General features: G+C 61.0%; 14 protein-coding genes. 1 reads left to right on the top strand and 13 read right to left on the bottom strand.

Features of this window, described 5'->3' with window-relative positions; all coding sequences use genetic code 11:
* Positions 1–46 precede the first annotated feature (46 nt).
* From odhB to sdhC, 6 genes are all read right to left on the bottom strand, one after another.
* Positions 47–1267, bottom strand: a complete 1221-nt coding sequence (odhB, locus tag ACN6NG_RS07625; protein ID WP_059395944.1) for a 2-oxoglutarate dehydrogenase complex dihydrolipoyllysine-residue succinyltransferase — start codon at positions 1265–1267, stop codon at positions 47–49.
* A 42-nt stretch (positions 1268–1309) separates the two neighbouring features.
* Positions 1310–4141, bottom strand: coding sequence for a 2-oxoglutarate dehydrogenase E1 component (locus ACN6NG_RS07620; protein ID WP_016498693.1), 2832 nt, complete (start codon positions 4139–4141; stop codon positions 1310–1312).
* Between the two features lie 245 nt (positions 4142–4386).
* Entirely contained in the window at positions 4387–5091 is a 705-nt protein-coding gene (locus ACN6NG_RS07615) for a succinate dehydrogenase iron-sulfur subunit (protein WP_008091906.1), read from the bottom strand.
* Between the two features lie 11 nt (positions 5092–5102).
* Positions 5103–6875, bottom strand: coding sequence for a succinate dehydrogenase flavoprotein subunit (gene sdhA / locus ACN6NG_RS07610; protein ID WP_016498692.1), 1773 nt, complete (start codon positions 6873–6875; stop codon positions 5103–5105).
* A 3-nt stretch (positions 6876–6878) separates the two neighbouring features.
* Complete coding sequence (gene sdhD / locus ACN6NG_RS07605; RefSeq protein ID WP_016498691.1) at positions 6879–7247, bottom strand: succinate dehydrogenase, hydrophobic membrane anchor protein; 369 nt, start codon at positions 7245–7247, stop codon at positions 6879–6881.
* Positions 7241–7627: a succinate dehydrogenase, cytochrome b556 subunit gene (sdhC, locus tag ACN6NG_RS07600; RefSeq protein WP_008091902.1), complete on the bottom strand. Its 387-nt coding sequence runs from the start codon at positions 7625–7627 to the stop codon at positions 7241–7243. The genes sdhD and sdhC overlap by 7 nt, the downstream gene beginning before the upstream one ends.
* Before the next feature lie 352 nt (positions 7628–7979).
* On the opposite strand from sdhC, the gene gltA reads away from it, so the two are divergent.
* Positions 7980–9269: a citrate synthase gene (gene gltA / locus ACN6NG_RS07595; RefSeq protein WP_016488282.1), complete on the top strand. Its 1290-nt coding sequence runs from the start codon at positions 7980–7982 to the stop codon at positions 9267–9269.
* A 102-nt stretch (positions 9270–9371) separates the two neighbouring features.
* Here the strand turns inward: gltA and ACN6NG_RS07590 are convergent, their stop codons facing one another.
* The 7 genes from ACN6NG_RS07590 to ACN6NG_RS07560 form a co-directional block, all read right to left on the bottom strand.
* Entirely contained in the window at positions 9372–9977 is a 606-nt protein-coding gene (locus ACN6NG_RS07590; RefSeq protein ID WP_353457436.1) for an START domain-containing protein, read from the bottom strand.
* A gap of 33 nt (positions 9978–10010) precedes the next feature.
* Complete coding sequence (locus ACN6NG_RS07585; protein WP_009684718.1) at positions 10011–10265, bottom strand: YkgJ family cysteine cluster protein; 255 nt, start codon at positions 10263–10265, stop codon at positions 10011–10013.
* A 129-nt stretch (positions 10266–10394) separates the two neighbouring features.
* Positions 10395–10874, bottom strand: coding sequence for a hypothetical protein (locus ACN6NG_RS07580; protein ID WP_474313384.1), 480 nt, complete (start codon positions 10872–10874; stop codon positions 10395–10397).
* A 64-nt stretch (positions 10875–10938) separates the two neighbouring features.
* Positions 10939–12381, bottom strand: a complete 1443-nt coding sequence (locus ACN6NG_RS07575; RefSeq protein WP_016498688.1) for an aminotransferase-like domain-containing protein — start codon at positions 12379–12381, stop codon at positions 10939–10941.
* 365 nt (positions 12382–12746) lie between these two features.
* Positions 12747–13559, bottom strand: a complete 813-nt coding sequence (locus tag ACN6NG_RS07570) for an OmpA family protein (RefSeq protein ID WP_016498687.1) — start codon at positions 13557–13559, stop codon at positions 12747–12749.
* The gene (locus ACN6NG_RS07565; protein WP_049275988.1) at positions 13556–13909 is read right to left on the bottom strand and encodes a DUF4398 domain-containing protein; all 354 of its coding nucleotides are present in this window, start codon (positions 13907–13909) and stop codon (positions 13556–13558) included. The genes ACN6NG_RS07570 and ACN6NG_RS07565 overlap by 4 nt, the downstream gene beginning before the upstream one ends.
* Before the next feature lie 9 nt (positions 13910–13918).
* A complete protein-coding gene (locus ACN6NG_RS07560; protein ID WP_084967498.1) occupies positions 13919–14740 on the bottom strand; it encodes a substrate-binding periplasmic protein in 822 nt (273 codons plus the stop codon).
* Positions 14741–14772: the final 32 nt, after the last annotated feature.

Raw genomic sequence — 14772 nt, 5'->3', positions numbered from 1 at the left:
ATGGCTTCTCGCGAAGCCAGGGCCGGCACGGTACGCAGCCAGAGGGTTAGATGTCCAGCAGCAGGCGGGACGGATCTTCCAGCAGGTTCTTGATAGTGACCAGGAAGGTTACCGCTTCCTTGCCGTCGATCAGGCGGTGATCGTACGACAGCGCCAGGTACATCATCGGGCGAATCACGACTTGGCCATTGATGGCCATCGGGCGCTGGATGATGTTGTGCATGCCGAGGATGGCGGCCTGCGGCGGGTTGACGATCGGGGTCGACATCATCGAACCGAAGGTACCACCGTTGGTGATGGTGAAGGTGCCACCGGTCATCTCTTCGATGGACAGCTTGCCGTCACGGGCCTTCTTGCCGAAGGTGGCGATGCCGTTCTCGATTTCAGCCAGGCTCATCGATTCGGCGTTACGCAGTACCGGTACCACCAGGCCACGGTCGCTGGACACGGCAACGCCGACGTCGGCGAAGCCGTGGTAGACGATGTCGTTGCCGTCGATCGAGGCGTTGACCGCCGGGAAGCGTTTCAGGGCTTCGGTAGCGGCCTTGACGAAGAACGACATGAAGCCCAGGCGCACGCCATTGTGGGTCTTCTCGAACAGGTCCTTGTACTTCGAACGCAGGGCCATGACTTCGGTCATGTCCACTTCGTTGAAGGTGGTCAGCATCGCCATGTTGGACTGGGCTTCGACCAGACGCTCGGCGATCTTGGCACGCAGGCGGGTCATCGGCACGCGCTTCTCGGTGCGGTCGCCAGCAGCGACGACAACCGGGGCAGCAGCAGCGGCAGGCTTGGCAGCCGGGGCAGCGGCAGGCGCCGACTTCTTGTTGGCAACAGCAGCAACCACGTCTTCCTTGGTGACGCGACCGCCTTTACCGGTACCGGCAACGGTAGCCAGGTCGATGCCGTTTTCTTCAGCCAGCTTGCGGGCGGCCGGGGCGGCAACCGGGTCATCTTCGCCAGCATCGGCGGCAGCGGCAGCCGGAGCAGCAGCAGGAGCGGCTGCGGCGGCAGGAGCTGCGGCAGCACCGCCTTCAACGATCGAGCCCAGCAGTTCGTCGGACAGGACGGTGTCGCCCTCGCCCTTGACGATGTCGCCCAGCACGCCATCGGCGGTAGCCAGTACTTCCAGGACAACCTTGTCGGTCTCGATGTCGACGATCAGCTCGTCACGCTTGACGGCGTCGCCCGGCTTCTTGTGCCAGGTGGCAACGGTGCCATCGGCAACCGATTCCGGGAAGGTTGGGGCTTTGATCTCGATAGCCATTATCTGTGTTTCCTTAAATTCGGTTTCAGGTGCGCGAAGGCGTTAGACAGTGAAGGCGTCTTGCAGCAGTTTTTCCTGCTGTTCGGCGTGCTTCGAAGCGTAACCACAGGCTGGTGCGGCAGACGCGTCGCGACCGGCGTATTCCAGGACCAGTGCCTTGTTGTGGCGGCCCAGGATACGGCGCATGTGGTGCTGGCTGCTGTACCAGGCGCCCTGGTTCATCGGCTCTTCCTGGCACCAGACGGCGTGCTTGAGGTTGCTGTATTGCGCCAGGATTTCGACCAGGTCGTCTTCCGGGAACGGGTACAGCTGCTCGAGACGCAGGATGGCGATGTCTTCGCGGCCTTCGGCACGGCGTTTTTCCAGCAGGTCGTAGTAAACCTTGCCGCTGCACAGCACCAGGCGCTCGACCTTGGCCGGATCGATTGCATCGATTTCCGGGATCACGGTCTGGAACGAGCCTTCTGCCAGTTCTTCCAGGGTCGAGATGGCCAGCTTGTGGCGCAGCAGCGACTTAGGCGTCAGGACTACCAGCGGCTTGCGCAGCGGGCGGATGACCTGGCGACGCAGCAGGTGGTAGATCTGTGCCGGAGTGGTCGGTACGCAGACCTGGATGTTGTGCTCGGCGCACAGCTGCAGGTAACGCTCCAGACGCGCGGAGGAGTGCTCCGGGCCCTGCCCTTCGTAACCGTGTGGCAGCAGCATGGTCAGACCGCACAGGCGGCCCCACTTGTGCTCACCGCTGGTGATGAACTGGTCGATCACCACTTGCGCACCGTTGGCGAAGTCGCCGAACTGGGCTTCCCAGATCACCAGCGCGTTCGGCGTGGTGGTGGAATAGCCGTATTCGAAGGCCAGCACCGCTTCTTCCGACAGGAAGGAGTCGTACAGGTCGAAGCGCGGCTGGCCCGGGAACAGGTTCTGCAGCGGAATGTAGGTGCTGGCGTCCTTCTGGTTGTGCAACACCGCGTGACGGTGCGAGAAGGTGCCACGGCCGATGTCCTGGCCGGTCATGCGGATCGGGTGACCTTCGAACTGCAGGGTGGCGTAGGCCATGGTCTCTGCATAACCCCAGTTGATCGGCAAGCCACCGGCCTGCATCTTCTGGCGATCTTCGTAAATCTTCGAGACCTGACGCTGAACGACGAAGCCTTCTGGCAGTTCCAGCAGCTTGGCCGACAGGTCTTGCAGGGTCTTGAGGTCGAAGCGGGTGTCGTGACGCGCAGTCCAGGCGTGGCCCAGGTACGGACGCCAGTCGACGAACAGCTCGCGGTTCGGTTCCTTGACCAGGCTTTTCACAACGTGCAGGCCATTGTCCAGCGCGTTGCGGTACTCGTCGATCTTGGCCTGAGCGCGCTCGGCGTCGATACGACCGGCCTGGATCAGCGCCTCGGCATACAGCTCACGGGTAGTGCGCTGCTTGCTGATCTGCTGGTACATCAGCGGCTGGGTGCCGTTGGGTTCGTCAGCCTCGTTGTGGCCGCGACGACGGTAGCAGACCAGGTCGATGACCACGTCACGCTTGAACTGCATGCGGTAATCGATGGCCAGCTGGGTGACGAACAGCACTGCTTCCGGGTCATCGCCGTTCACGTGCAGGATCGGCGCCTGGATCATCTTGGCAACGTCGGTGGCGTACTCGGTGGAGCGCGCGTCCAGCGGGTTGCTGATGGTGAAACCAACCTGGTTGTTGATCACGATGTGCACGGTACCGCCGGTCTTGAAACCGCGGGTCTGCGACATCTGGAAGGTTTCCATGACCACGCCCTGGCCGGCGAATGCTGCGTCGCCGTGGATCGAGATCGGCAGTACCTTGTCGCCGACGGTGTCGTTGCGACGGTCCTGACGGGCGCGCACCGAACCTTCAACCACTGGCGAGACGATTTCCAGGTGGGACGGGTTGAACGCCATGGCCAGGTGAACTTCGCCACCGGTGGTCATCACGTTCGAGGAGAAGCCCTGGTGATACTTCACGTCACCGGAGCCCAGCTCGTTCATCTTCTTGCCTTCGAACTCGTCGAACAACTCGCGCGGGTTCTTGCCGAAGGTGTTCACCAGTACGTTCAGGCGGCCACGGTGGGCCATGCCGATCACGACTTCCTTGGTGCCGTAAGAACCGGAACGCTGGATCATTTCATCCAGCATCGGGATCAGGCTCTCGCCGCCTTCAAGGCCGAAGCGCTTGGTGCCCGGGTACTTGGTGCCCAGGTACTTTTCCAGGCCCTCACCGGCGGTCACGCGCTCGAGCAGGTGAGCCTGCACGTCAGCGGAAAACTCCGGACGACCGCGCACGCTTTCCAGACGCTGCTGGAACCAGCTGCGCTGCTCGGAATCGACGATGTGGGTGAATTCGGCGCCAATGGTGCGACAATATGTCTTCTGGAGTGCATCGAAGATGTCGCGTAGGCTCGCCTCCTCTTTGCCGATGAACAGGTCGCCGGCACGGAAGGTCGTATCAAGATCGGCATTGGTCAAGCCGTAGTGATTGATCGACAGGTCTACGGGCGCTGGACGCTGCCACAACCCCAACGGGTCAAGCTTGGCAGCCTGATGGCCGCGCATACGATAGGCCTGGATCAGTCGCAGAACTTCAACCTGCTTCTTCTCGTGTTCACTGCTCACGCTCCCGGCGGATACCGGTTGGGCGCGGCGCTGGTTCTTTGCCAGCAGTACGAAATGGTCGCGGATTGTCGAGTGCGATACATCAGTAGCGGTGCTGCCGTCGGCTGGCAACTTCTGGAAGTAAGTGCGCCACTCTTCTGGCACAGCGTTAGGGTCGTGCAGGTAGAGCTCGTAGAGCTCTTCCACATATGCAGCGTTACCACCTGAAAGGTGGGCGCTATCCCACATGCGCTGCATCACGCTTTCTTGCATGCTTGGTCACCCTCGATTAGGGGACTGATCGGCGAGAGCCACAGCAAACCTGGAAAAGTCCGAATAAAGCGACTGAACCACGCCACTTGGATCCTGCTGATTTTCCGGGTACCAGCCCGGAAAGCCCCTGCTGGTCTCATATCTTCATAGGTATGAACGCGGGCTTTTTGGGCCCTTGTTCGGGTTTTACCTCAGTGCGGGCTCAGCGCCCGCACCTCGGCTTACTGCAGTTACAACACTTTGTATCAGGTGCCGCTTTGCAGCAGCATGTTACGTACGTGACCGATTGCCTTGGTCGGGTTCAGACCTTTCGGGCAAACGTTTACGCAGTTCATGATCCCGCGGCAGCGGAATACGCTGAACGGGTCATCCAGGGACGCCAGGCGCTCCTGAGTCTTGGTGTCACGGCTGTCGGCCAGGAAGCGGTAGGCCTGCAGCAGTGCGGCGGGGCCCAGGAACTTGTCCGGGTTCCACCAGAACGACGGGCAGGAAGTCGAGCAGCAAGCGCACAGGATGCACTCGTACAGGCCGTCCAGCTTGTCACGTTCTTCAGGCGACTGCAGACGCTCGATGGCCGGGGCCGGCGTGTCGTTCTGCAGGAATGGTTTCACCTTCTCGTACTGCTTGTAGAAGATGCTCATGTCGACGACCAGGTCACGAATAACCGGCAGGCCCGGCAGCGGGCGCAGAACCAGCTTGTTGCCCTTGACCACGCCCGACAGCGGGGTGATGCAGGCCAGGCCGTTCTTGCCGTTCATGTTCATGCCATCGGAACCGCACACGCCTTCACGGCAGGAGCGACGGTACGAGAAACCCTCGTCCTTTTCCTTGATCAGCGCCAATACATCGAGAACCATCAGGTCCTTGCCGCCGGTATCGACGTCGAACGACTCCATCTTGGGCGCCGAGTCGGTGTCGGGGTTGTAACGATAAACTTCGACTTTCAACATAGCAGCCACCCTTAGTAAGTCCGGATTTTTGGCTCGAAGGCCGGAACGGTCTTCGGCGCAAAGTTGACGCCACGCTTGGCAACGCGCTTCTCACCCGGGTAGTACAGGGTGTGGCACAGCCAGTTTTCGTCGTCACGGTCTTCGAAGTCTTCACGGGCGTGAGCGCCGCGGGACTCTTTACGGGCTTCGGCCGCGATGGCGGTAGCTTCGGCGACTTCCAGCAGGTTCTGCAGCTCCAGCGCTTCGATACGCGCGGTGTTGAAGGCCTGGGACTTGTCGTTGATCTTGACGTTGGCGATGCGGTCACGCAGGCCGGCCAGCTGCTCGATACCCTTCTGCATGTATTCGCCAGTACGGAATACACCGAAGTAGTTCTGCATGCAGCTCTGCAGTTCGCGCTTGAGGCTGGCAACGTCTTCGCCAGTGGAGCGCTCGTTGAGCTTGTTCAGGCGGTTCAGGGCAACTTCGATGTCGGTGTCGCTGGCGTCGAGATGCTCGATGCCATCGCTCAGCGCCTTCTCCAGGTGCAGGCCGGCAGCACGGCCGAACACCACCAGGTCGAGCAGCGAGTTGCCGCCCAGGCGGTTGGCACCGTGAACCGATACGCACGCCACTTCACCTACGGCGAACAGGCCAGGGATGATGTGATCCTTGCCTTCTTCGTCCATGGTGATGGCCTGGCCATGAATGTTGGTGGCAACGCCGCCCATCATGTAGTGGCAGGTCGGAACGACCGGCACCGGCGCGACGACCGGGTCGACGTGGGCGAAGGTCTTGGACAGTTCGCAGATACCTGGCAGGCGGCTGTGCAGCACTTCCTCGCCCAGGTGGTCCAGCTTCAGCAGTACGTGGTCCTTGTTCGGGCCCACGCCGTTGCCGGCGATGATTTCCTTGACCATGGAACGGGCAACCACGTCGCGGCCGGCCAGGTCTTTCGCGTTCGGCGCGTAACGCTCCATGAAGCGCTCGCCGTGGGCGTTGATCAGGTAACCACCTTCACCGCGGCAACCCTCGGTGACCAGTACACCGGCGCCGGCGATGCCGGTCGGGTGGAACTGCCACATCTCGATGTCCTGCACCGGTACACCGGCACGCAGGGCCATGCCGATACCGTCACCGGTATTGATCAGGGCGTTGGTGGTGGAGGAGTAGATACGGCCCGCACCGCCAGTGGCCAGAACGGTGGCCTTGGACTTGATGTACATGGTTTCGCCGGTTTCGATGCAGATCGCGATCACACCGACAAAGGCGCCTTCCTGGTTCTTCACCAGGTCAACGGCATAGTACTCGTTGAGGAAGGTGGTACCGGCTTTCAGGTTGCCCTGGTACAGGGTGTGCAGCAGCGCGTGACCGGTACGGTCGGAAGCGGCACAGGTACGGGCGGCCTGGCCACCTTTACCGAAGTCCTTGGACTGGCCACCGAACGGACGCTGGTAGATGCGACCGGTTTCGGTACGCGAGAACGGCAGGCCCATGTGGTCCAGCTCGAAGACCGCAGCCGGGCCTTCCTGACACATGTATTCGATAGCGTCCTGGTCACCGATGTAGTCGGAACCCTTGACGGTATCGTACATGTGCCAGCGCCAGTCGTCGTTCGGGTCGGCCGAAGCGATGGCGCAGGTGATGCCGCCCTGGGCGGATACGGTGTGCGAACGGGTCGGGAAGACCTTGGTGACTACGGCAGTCTTGTGGCCGCCTTGAGCCAGTTGCAGCGCAGCACGCATGCCGGCGCCGCCGCCACCGATGATGATGGCGTCGAAGGAAATGGTTGGAATGCTAGCCATGGATCAGATACCCCAGAGAATCTGCACACCCCAGACGAAGTAAGCGAACATCGCAACGCCGCATACCGCCTGGAACAGGAAACGAATCGCAGTTGCCGACTTGCCGAACGACATAGGCGTCAGGTAGTCGGTTGCAATGGTCCACATGCCGACCCAGGCGTGAGCGCCCAGGGCAACGAGGGCCAGCAGACTGAAGATCCGCATCGCGTTGTTGGAGAACAGACCATGCCACTGGGTGTAGTCGATGCCTGGGTGGGCGATCACGTAGCCGATCAGGAAGAGGAAGTAAGCCGCGAGAACGACCGCAGAAACGCGCTGCGCCATCCAGTCATAGAGGCCCGAACGCGACAGGTTCGTGACATTGGTTACCATACCCAAACTCCCACCAGAACGATCAGCACCACGGAGATGACGATCACGATTTTCGAGCCCAGCTTGCCGCCTTCCAGCGTCTCACCGATGCCCATGTCCATGATCAGGTGACGAACACCTGCCACGAGGTGATAAAGCAGGGCAGACAGCAGGCCCCAGGTCACGAATTTGGCCAGCGGGCTGGTCAGACACGCCTTCACCTCACCGAAGCCTTCCTCGGAACCCAGCGATTTGCCCAGTGCATAAAGCATGATGGCAAGGCCGATGAACAGGATGACGCCGGAGATACGGTGCAGGATGGACGTGTACGCAGTGACAGGGAGCTTGATGGTCCTTAGGTCTAGGTTTACAGGTCGTTGGCTTTTCACGGCTTTTTTCACACTGAAGAGCCCCTAGCGAATCAGGGCAAAGTTGTTGGTAAGTGTACTGGTCAGGTACCCACCACCCAGGGAACGGCGACCCCCAGCAGTTCGGGCTTGCAAGCCCCTGGCGGTCGGGTGCCGAGTATAGACAGTTAGGCTGCTTATGACAACGTGACGGGGTAGCCCAAATAGCGCATTGCCTTTAACGAACAAAAGGCGTAAATGGGCGAGAATTTCGGGAAAAATCAGGCTTGAATGCCTGATTCAACAAGCCTTTAGGCAAATTGACATCTGAATTTATCCCTCTATAGTGGTGCGGGCCCTGCGTGGGGGGTCTGTCTGATGATTTCTAGCATTAATAGGAGGCCACATGGCTGACAAAAAAGCGCAGTTGGTCATCGAGGGCGCTGCCCCCGTCGAGCTGCCCATTTTAACCGGCACCGTTGGTCCTGATGTAATCGACGTCCGCGGGTTGGGGGCCACTGGTCACTTCACCTTCGACCCTGGTTTCATGGCGACTGCCTCGTGCGAGTCGAAGATCACCTACATTGACGGCGACAAAGGTATCCTGCTGCACCGCGGCTACCCGATCGAGCAACTCGCCGAGCAATCCGACTACCTCGAAACCTGCTACCTGCTGCTCAACGGCGAACTGCCGAATGCCGAGCAGAAGGCCCAGTTCGTCAGCACCGTGAAGAACCACACCATGGTTCACGAGCAGCTGAAGTCCTTCTTCAACGGCTTCCGCCGCGACGCCCACCCAATGGCGGTGATGTGCGGCGTAGTCGGCGCCCTGTCGGCGTTCTATCACGACTCCCTGGATATCAATAACCCGCAACACCGCGAAATCTCCGCGGTGCGCCTGGTCGCCAAGATGCCGACCCTGGCCGCGATGGTTTACAAGTACTCCATGGGCCAGCCGATGATGTACCCGCGCAACGACCTGTCGTACGCGGAAAACTTCCTGCACATGATGTTCAACACCCCGTGCGAGATCAAACCGATCAGCCCGGTGCTGGCCAAGGCAATGGACCGGATCTTCATCCTCCACGCCGACCACGAGCAGAACGCCTCCACTTCCACCGTCCGCCTGGCCGGCTCGTCGGGTGCCAACCCGTTCGCCTGTATCGCCGCCGGTATCGCCGCACTGTGGGGCCCGGCCCACGGCGGTGCGAACGAAGCCGTCCTGACCATGCTCGATGAAATCGGCGATGTCTCGAACATCGACACGTTCATCGCCAAGGCCAAGGACAAGAACGACCCGTTCAAGCTGATGGGCTTCGGTCACCGCGTGTACAAGAACCGCGACCCGCGCGCCACCGTGATGAAGCAGACCTGCGACGAAGTCCTGCGCGAGCTGGGCATCAAGAACGACCCGCAGCTGGAACTGGCCATGCGCCTCGAAGAGATCGCCCTGACCGATCCGTACTTCATCGAGCGCTCGCTGTACCCGAACGTCGACTTCTACTCGGGTATCATCCTCAAGGCAATCGGCATTCCGACCAGCATGTTCACCGTGATCTTCGCCCTGGCACGTACCGTGGGCTGGATCTCGCACTGGAAAGAAATGCTCTCCAGCCCGTACAAGATCGGCCGTCCGCGCCAGCTGTACACCGGCGAGCAAAAACGCGACATCACTGCACTGAAAGACCGCAAGTAAGCTTTTTAGCCGAACGCAAAAAGGCTGCCCTTGGGCAGCCTTTTTTATTCCAGGCGTCCTGATGGCCGCAGCTCGACCCTTGCGGGAGCCCCGCGTTAAACCTCAGTTTTTCTCAGCCCGCTCGCGCAGCCCTTTCAGGGTATTGAAAGGCGCATCCACCACGAACTTGTTGGCCACCATCGCCGGCACGCTACCACCCGGCTCGGTGTGCACCTGGTAGGTCACTTCCGTGCTGTCGCCCTTGGGCACCAGCTTCCAGAAGCCCTCAACCTTGGCTACCCGCACAAAGCCCTTCTCTTCCGGTAGATAGGTCGGTTCTTCCTTCAGGTTCCGCACCAGGCTGCCGTCCGCCCCCTTGACAGTCGTCACAAGCAAGATCGAATCACGCGGCGTCACCGGCCATGGCGTATTGAACTGGGTGTAGGTCCAGCTCTGGTCACCCTCATGCTTGAGCAGCTTCTGCGACTTGCACTCATGAATCCATGCACAGGCCCCGACCGCGTCTTCCTGCAACGCCTGCACCTTGGCCAGCGGTGCTTTGATCACGGTGACGCCCTGATAGGCCTTGTACTTGGAACCAGCCACTTCGCTGAGGGATATCTTGATCCCCTCCTCGTCCTTGGCCACCTGCCAGTTTTCGGCCCAGGCCGCAGGCGACAGCAGAACACCCACGCCACACAGCAGTGCAATACGCTTGAACGATCTCATCATGTTTATCCTTGTTGTCGAAGATCCAGCCTGTCACGCCGCCGTCATCTGCTCCCACCAGCCAAGAATCCTGATTGCCTCGTCACGGTCACTGCCGCACACCTCGACATCTGCCTTGAAGCCGCCACATACCGCCGGCCGCTCGGGCTTGCCGAACAGGTCGCAGAGGTTGGCAGCCGTCAGGTGCAGGCAGCGCTCGCCAGCCGGCTTGCCATTGGGCATGCGCGGCATCGCAGAAGTGATGGACGGGGCGATGCAGCAGGCACCACAGCCCTCACGGCAATTCATGGTTATTCACCAAAATCAGGACTCCCTGGAACAAAACGGGACGAACGTCCCTGGATAGTAACCGCTCAAACAGGCGTTTGAAATTACTGGCACGATGAAATTTGCCGTGACCCGGCAGTCAGTTCCCGGCTACTGGCGATACTCGAAATCGATGGCTGCACCTTCCACGTCATGACGGCTGTCATTACGCAACTGCAGCTGCATTTCGTTATTGATCAAGCGGCCATTGAGCTGGAACGGGCTGTCGCAGGTTTCCGGTTTTTCGGTAAACATGGGCGGCAGCAAAGGTTTGCGCCGCTGGATGGGCGACGGGGTACCCACATTCGGCTCCAGGTTGTCGACCATATCGACTGGCAGGCTGAGGTCCAGCTTTGCCTTGGGCAATGGTTTGGCGACCGCTTTGCTGACCGGCTTGTGCGCCTTGGCCTTGCTATTGCCAGCCTTTTTCACCACCTGCTTCTGCGCAGGCTTGGCTGGCGCCTTTTTTTGCACATTTTTGCCCTGGGCTGCCTGCACCTGGCTTGCCGGCTGCGCAGCCAAGGCTAGGCTGCCCAGGTAGCAGAGCGGTGCTAGGCACAAGATCAAGGCAAAACGGCGCAAAGCTTTCATGGCAAATGGACAGACTGGCAAGAAAGGTGCGTATGCTCCATGTTCCACGGGCGGCTGGCAAGCCTTACAAAAGTGTGAGCGCAGGCTCCCTGCACAACTGCTGAGCCAGTAGACCCAACGTAATCACTGCCCGCTCGGCCTCTTTGTTCCACGGGATGCCACAATTAAGGCGGATGCAGTGGTTGAACTGTTCTGTGTTACTGAATATTAACCCCGGCGCGATACTGATGCCTTGCTCCAGCGCCCGCACATGCAGCTCCTGGGTATTGACCCGCCCGGGCAGGCTTATCCAGAGGATGAAACCGCCCGTGGGCCGGGTCATCTGGGTACCCTCGGGGAAGTGCTGCTGCACCGCCAACTGGTAGGCACTGAGGTTCTTGCGATACTCCTGGCGGATGTAGCGCAGGTGCCGGTCGTAACCGCCATTTTCCAGGTAGGCCGCCACCCCCATCTGCGTCACGCTACAGGCCGAATGGGTGGTGAAGGTCTGCAGGCGCTGAATTTCGTCCTGATAGCGCCCGGCGATCATCCAGCCAACGCGCACACCAGGGGACAGGGTTTTGGAGAAGCTTGAACAGTAGATCACCCGGTCCAGGCGGTCGAATGCCTTCAGCGCTTTGGTCTTGCCTTGCTCGAACATCAACTCGCCATAGATGTCGTCCTCGATAATCTGAATATCGAAGTCTGACGCCAGACGCAGCAACTGCTTTTGCCGCTCCTCAGGGACCGTGCCACCCAGCGGATTGCTCAGGCGCGCCGTAAGTACCAGGGCCTTGATCGACCACTGGTTAGCCGCCAGCTGCAAGGCTTCAAGGCTGATACCCGTGGATGGATCGCTGGGGATCTCGATCACTTTCAGGCCCAGCAAATCGGCCAGTTGCAGCAACCCGTAATAGGTCGGCGACTCGGCAGCGATCAGATCGCCCGGGCGGGTCAACACACGCAGGGACATTTGCAGGGCATCGACACAGCCATGGGTCACGATCACTTCACGCGGGTCGACCAGCACGCCGGCATCGCGCATGCGAATGGCGATCTGCCGGCGCAGCGGCTCGAAACCGGGGCTGAACATGTAGCTGAAGGCGCGCGGGCTGTGAAAGCGGGTGACCTTGGCAATTTGCTGATGCAGGGCACGTACTGGCAGGTAGTCGACATGTGGCACCGCGGCGCCGAACGGGAACACGCCATCACGGCGCGCCTCGGTCAGCACTTGCTGGATGATGCTGGCACGGGTGACCAGGCCCGGGCGCTCCACCCGGGCAATGTCCGGGGTTTGCGCGGTCAGGGCCGGTGTCTGGTGCACGTAGTAGCCAGATTGTGGCCGCGCGCGGATCAACCCTTGGTCTTCGAGGTTGGCATAGGCCTGCAGCACCGTGGCATGACTGACATTGAGCTGGGCACTCATCTTGCGCACGGAGGGTACCCGCTCGCCTGGCTGGTAGACACCACGACGGATGTCATCGGCCAGTTGCTGGGCGATACGCTGGTACAGCAGCAGGTTGGTCATGGCGGCGGCTCGTTGTTCTTGTACGGCTCAGTGACGGTAGAGGATACCGTAACAGTTGCAAAGTGTACTGGGACAGATGGCAAACTCGTTAGAACATCTTAGGCGTCTGCCAGATCGAGCGCCGCCCGCGCGGCGCATCGCGAGCTGTGCTCGCTCCTACGTTTGTTTTTGGCCAGTAACGCCTGTGATAGGCGCGCGCGACCGCCTTGTTGGTACGACACGGCATCGCGTCATGCGCCAAGGCATTCGCGCGCGAATCTCATAGGAATAATTGGCCAGAAACAAACGTAGGAGCGAGCACAGCTCGCGATGCGCCGCGCGGGCGGCGCTCGATCTCAAAGGCGCTGACGGTTTCGAGGTACAACTCAGCGCGCAGGCGCGAGCCTGCCCTTGTCGTCGGAGAACACGATCTCCACGCGGCGGTTCTGCGCCCTGCCCCGCTCAGAGGCGTTGGCCTCGATCGGGTATTGGTCGCCATAGCCCTCGACCTGCAGGCGCTTTTCGTCGATGCCAAGGTCCACCAGCATGTCGGCCACGGCCTGCGCCCGGTCGCGGGACAGTTTCAGGTTGTCCTCGGCCGCGCCAGTGCTGTCGGTATAACCTTCGATACGCACTACCCGCCGCGGGTTGAGCTGAAGGAACTGCACCAGCTTGAGCACGGTACGGCTGGCCGAATTCTTCAGCTCGGCACGGCCAGTATCAAACAGCACGTCACCCAGGGTCATCACCAGGCCACGATCAGTCTGCTCCGAAGCCAGCGCAGCGATCTGCGACTCGACCCACTTGCCCTGCTGCTGCACGCTGGCCAGCTTGGCCTCGCGCAACGCCAACTGCAGGCGCTGACGCTCGAGGTCAAGCTTGGCCTGGCGCTCCTGGTTCAGCGCCAGCTTGGCATGCTCACTGGCAATCTCGCTGTAGCGCTGGCTCAGGTAAGCGTAATGACGCACATCGGAACCGGTGCCGATATAGCTGGACAGGCGCTCGGCACGGGCCAGCGACTCACCTGCGCGGATCACGTCACGCGGCGCACTGCGCAGCACATCGGAATCATCCTTGACCTTGGCGAAGGTGGCACTGGCTTCATCCAGCGCTGCAGAGCTGCGCTGGCTGGCACAACCTTGCAAGCCTGCTGCCAGCGCCAGCAGCGCCAGCGCGGCCAATGGTGTACGGCGCATCATGGCTGCACCTCCAGTTGCTTGCGCAAGCGCTTGACCCGCGACTGCAGCAGTTGCAGTTGCTCTTCGCTTTTCTGGTTCAGCACCTGGGCCTCGGCCAGGCGGGCATCAAGCTCGGCCTGCTCGGCGCGCATGCGCGCATCACGGTAGTCCTGGGTCAGCATGTTGGCCTTGGCCCGGGCCAGCTTGTCTTCAGCCATCTGCAGCGTTTCGACCTGCTCGGTGGCACCTACGGCCCTGGCCTGCTCCAGTGCCTGCTCGGAAATGCGCATCTGCTCGTCAGGGGCCGGATCATTGGCGCAGCCAGCCAGGCCGAGCACGGCCAAGGCAAGGATTAGTGGTTGGGTTCTCACGCAATCTTCCTAGTGTTTGGGGGCGTCCGCCGGCACCTGCAACTGCGCTTTCCAGCGCTCGACATTACGTTGCAGGACCGCCTCGGACGCACCGGAGATCGGCAATTCTGTCAGTTTTTTTGCCAATTGCCCACGCAACCAGCTGTCATTGCATGCCGAGTTGTGCGACAGGGCCAGGTACAGGCCTGGCCGGTCCACGGGCAGGCCGCGGGCGATCAGGTCATTGTTCATGCCCAGGCTCTGGGCCATGGCCATGCCCGAATAGCGGCCAGCGAGCACATAGTCCACCTGGCCAAGCACCAGTTTCTGGAACGCCTGGGTCAGGTTCTGCGCCGGCACCAGCTTCAGCTGGGCCTTGGCAAACGCGGTAAAGGCCGGGGTCAGGCGCGCGCGTTCGGACAAGCTGCCCTGGTACTGGGCCAGGTCCGCCGGGCCATCGAAGGTCAACGTGGCATCGTGGCGTGTCCACACCAGGTATTCGTTGAGTTGAAGGGGTGGGTGGATGTAGTCCAGCGCGGTCAGTTGTTCCACCTGCATCGGCGTATCGAGCAGCAGGTCCATACGCCCGCTGCGCACTTCCTCCAGGGCCTGGTCGCGACGGCCAGCACTTAGCACCTCCACCTTCACCCCCAGCTCGCCAGCCACCTGGCGCAGCAGGTCGACGTTGGCGCCTATCAGGTGTTTCGGGTCTTTCGGGTCTTGCCACGAATAAGGCGGCGCATCAGGGCTGCCGGTTGCCACCAGGCGCTCGCACTTGCCTGCCGCCATGGCCAATGGCGAAGCCAACGCCACCATGCATGCCAGCACCCTGCCCGTTCCGCGCAACGTCATCCCTCACTCCTCAACCCATAAAAAAACCCGAC

The organism is Pseudomonas sp. TSO6 (assembly GCF_056098905.1).
Note: the sequence above shows the minus strand (reverse complement) of the source record. Positions and strands in the feature narration are given on the sequence as shown.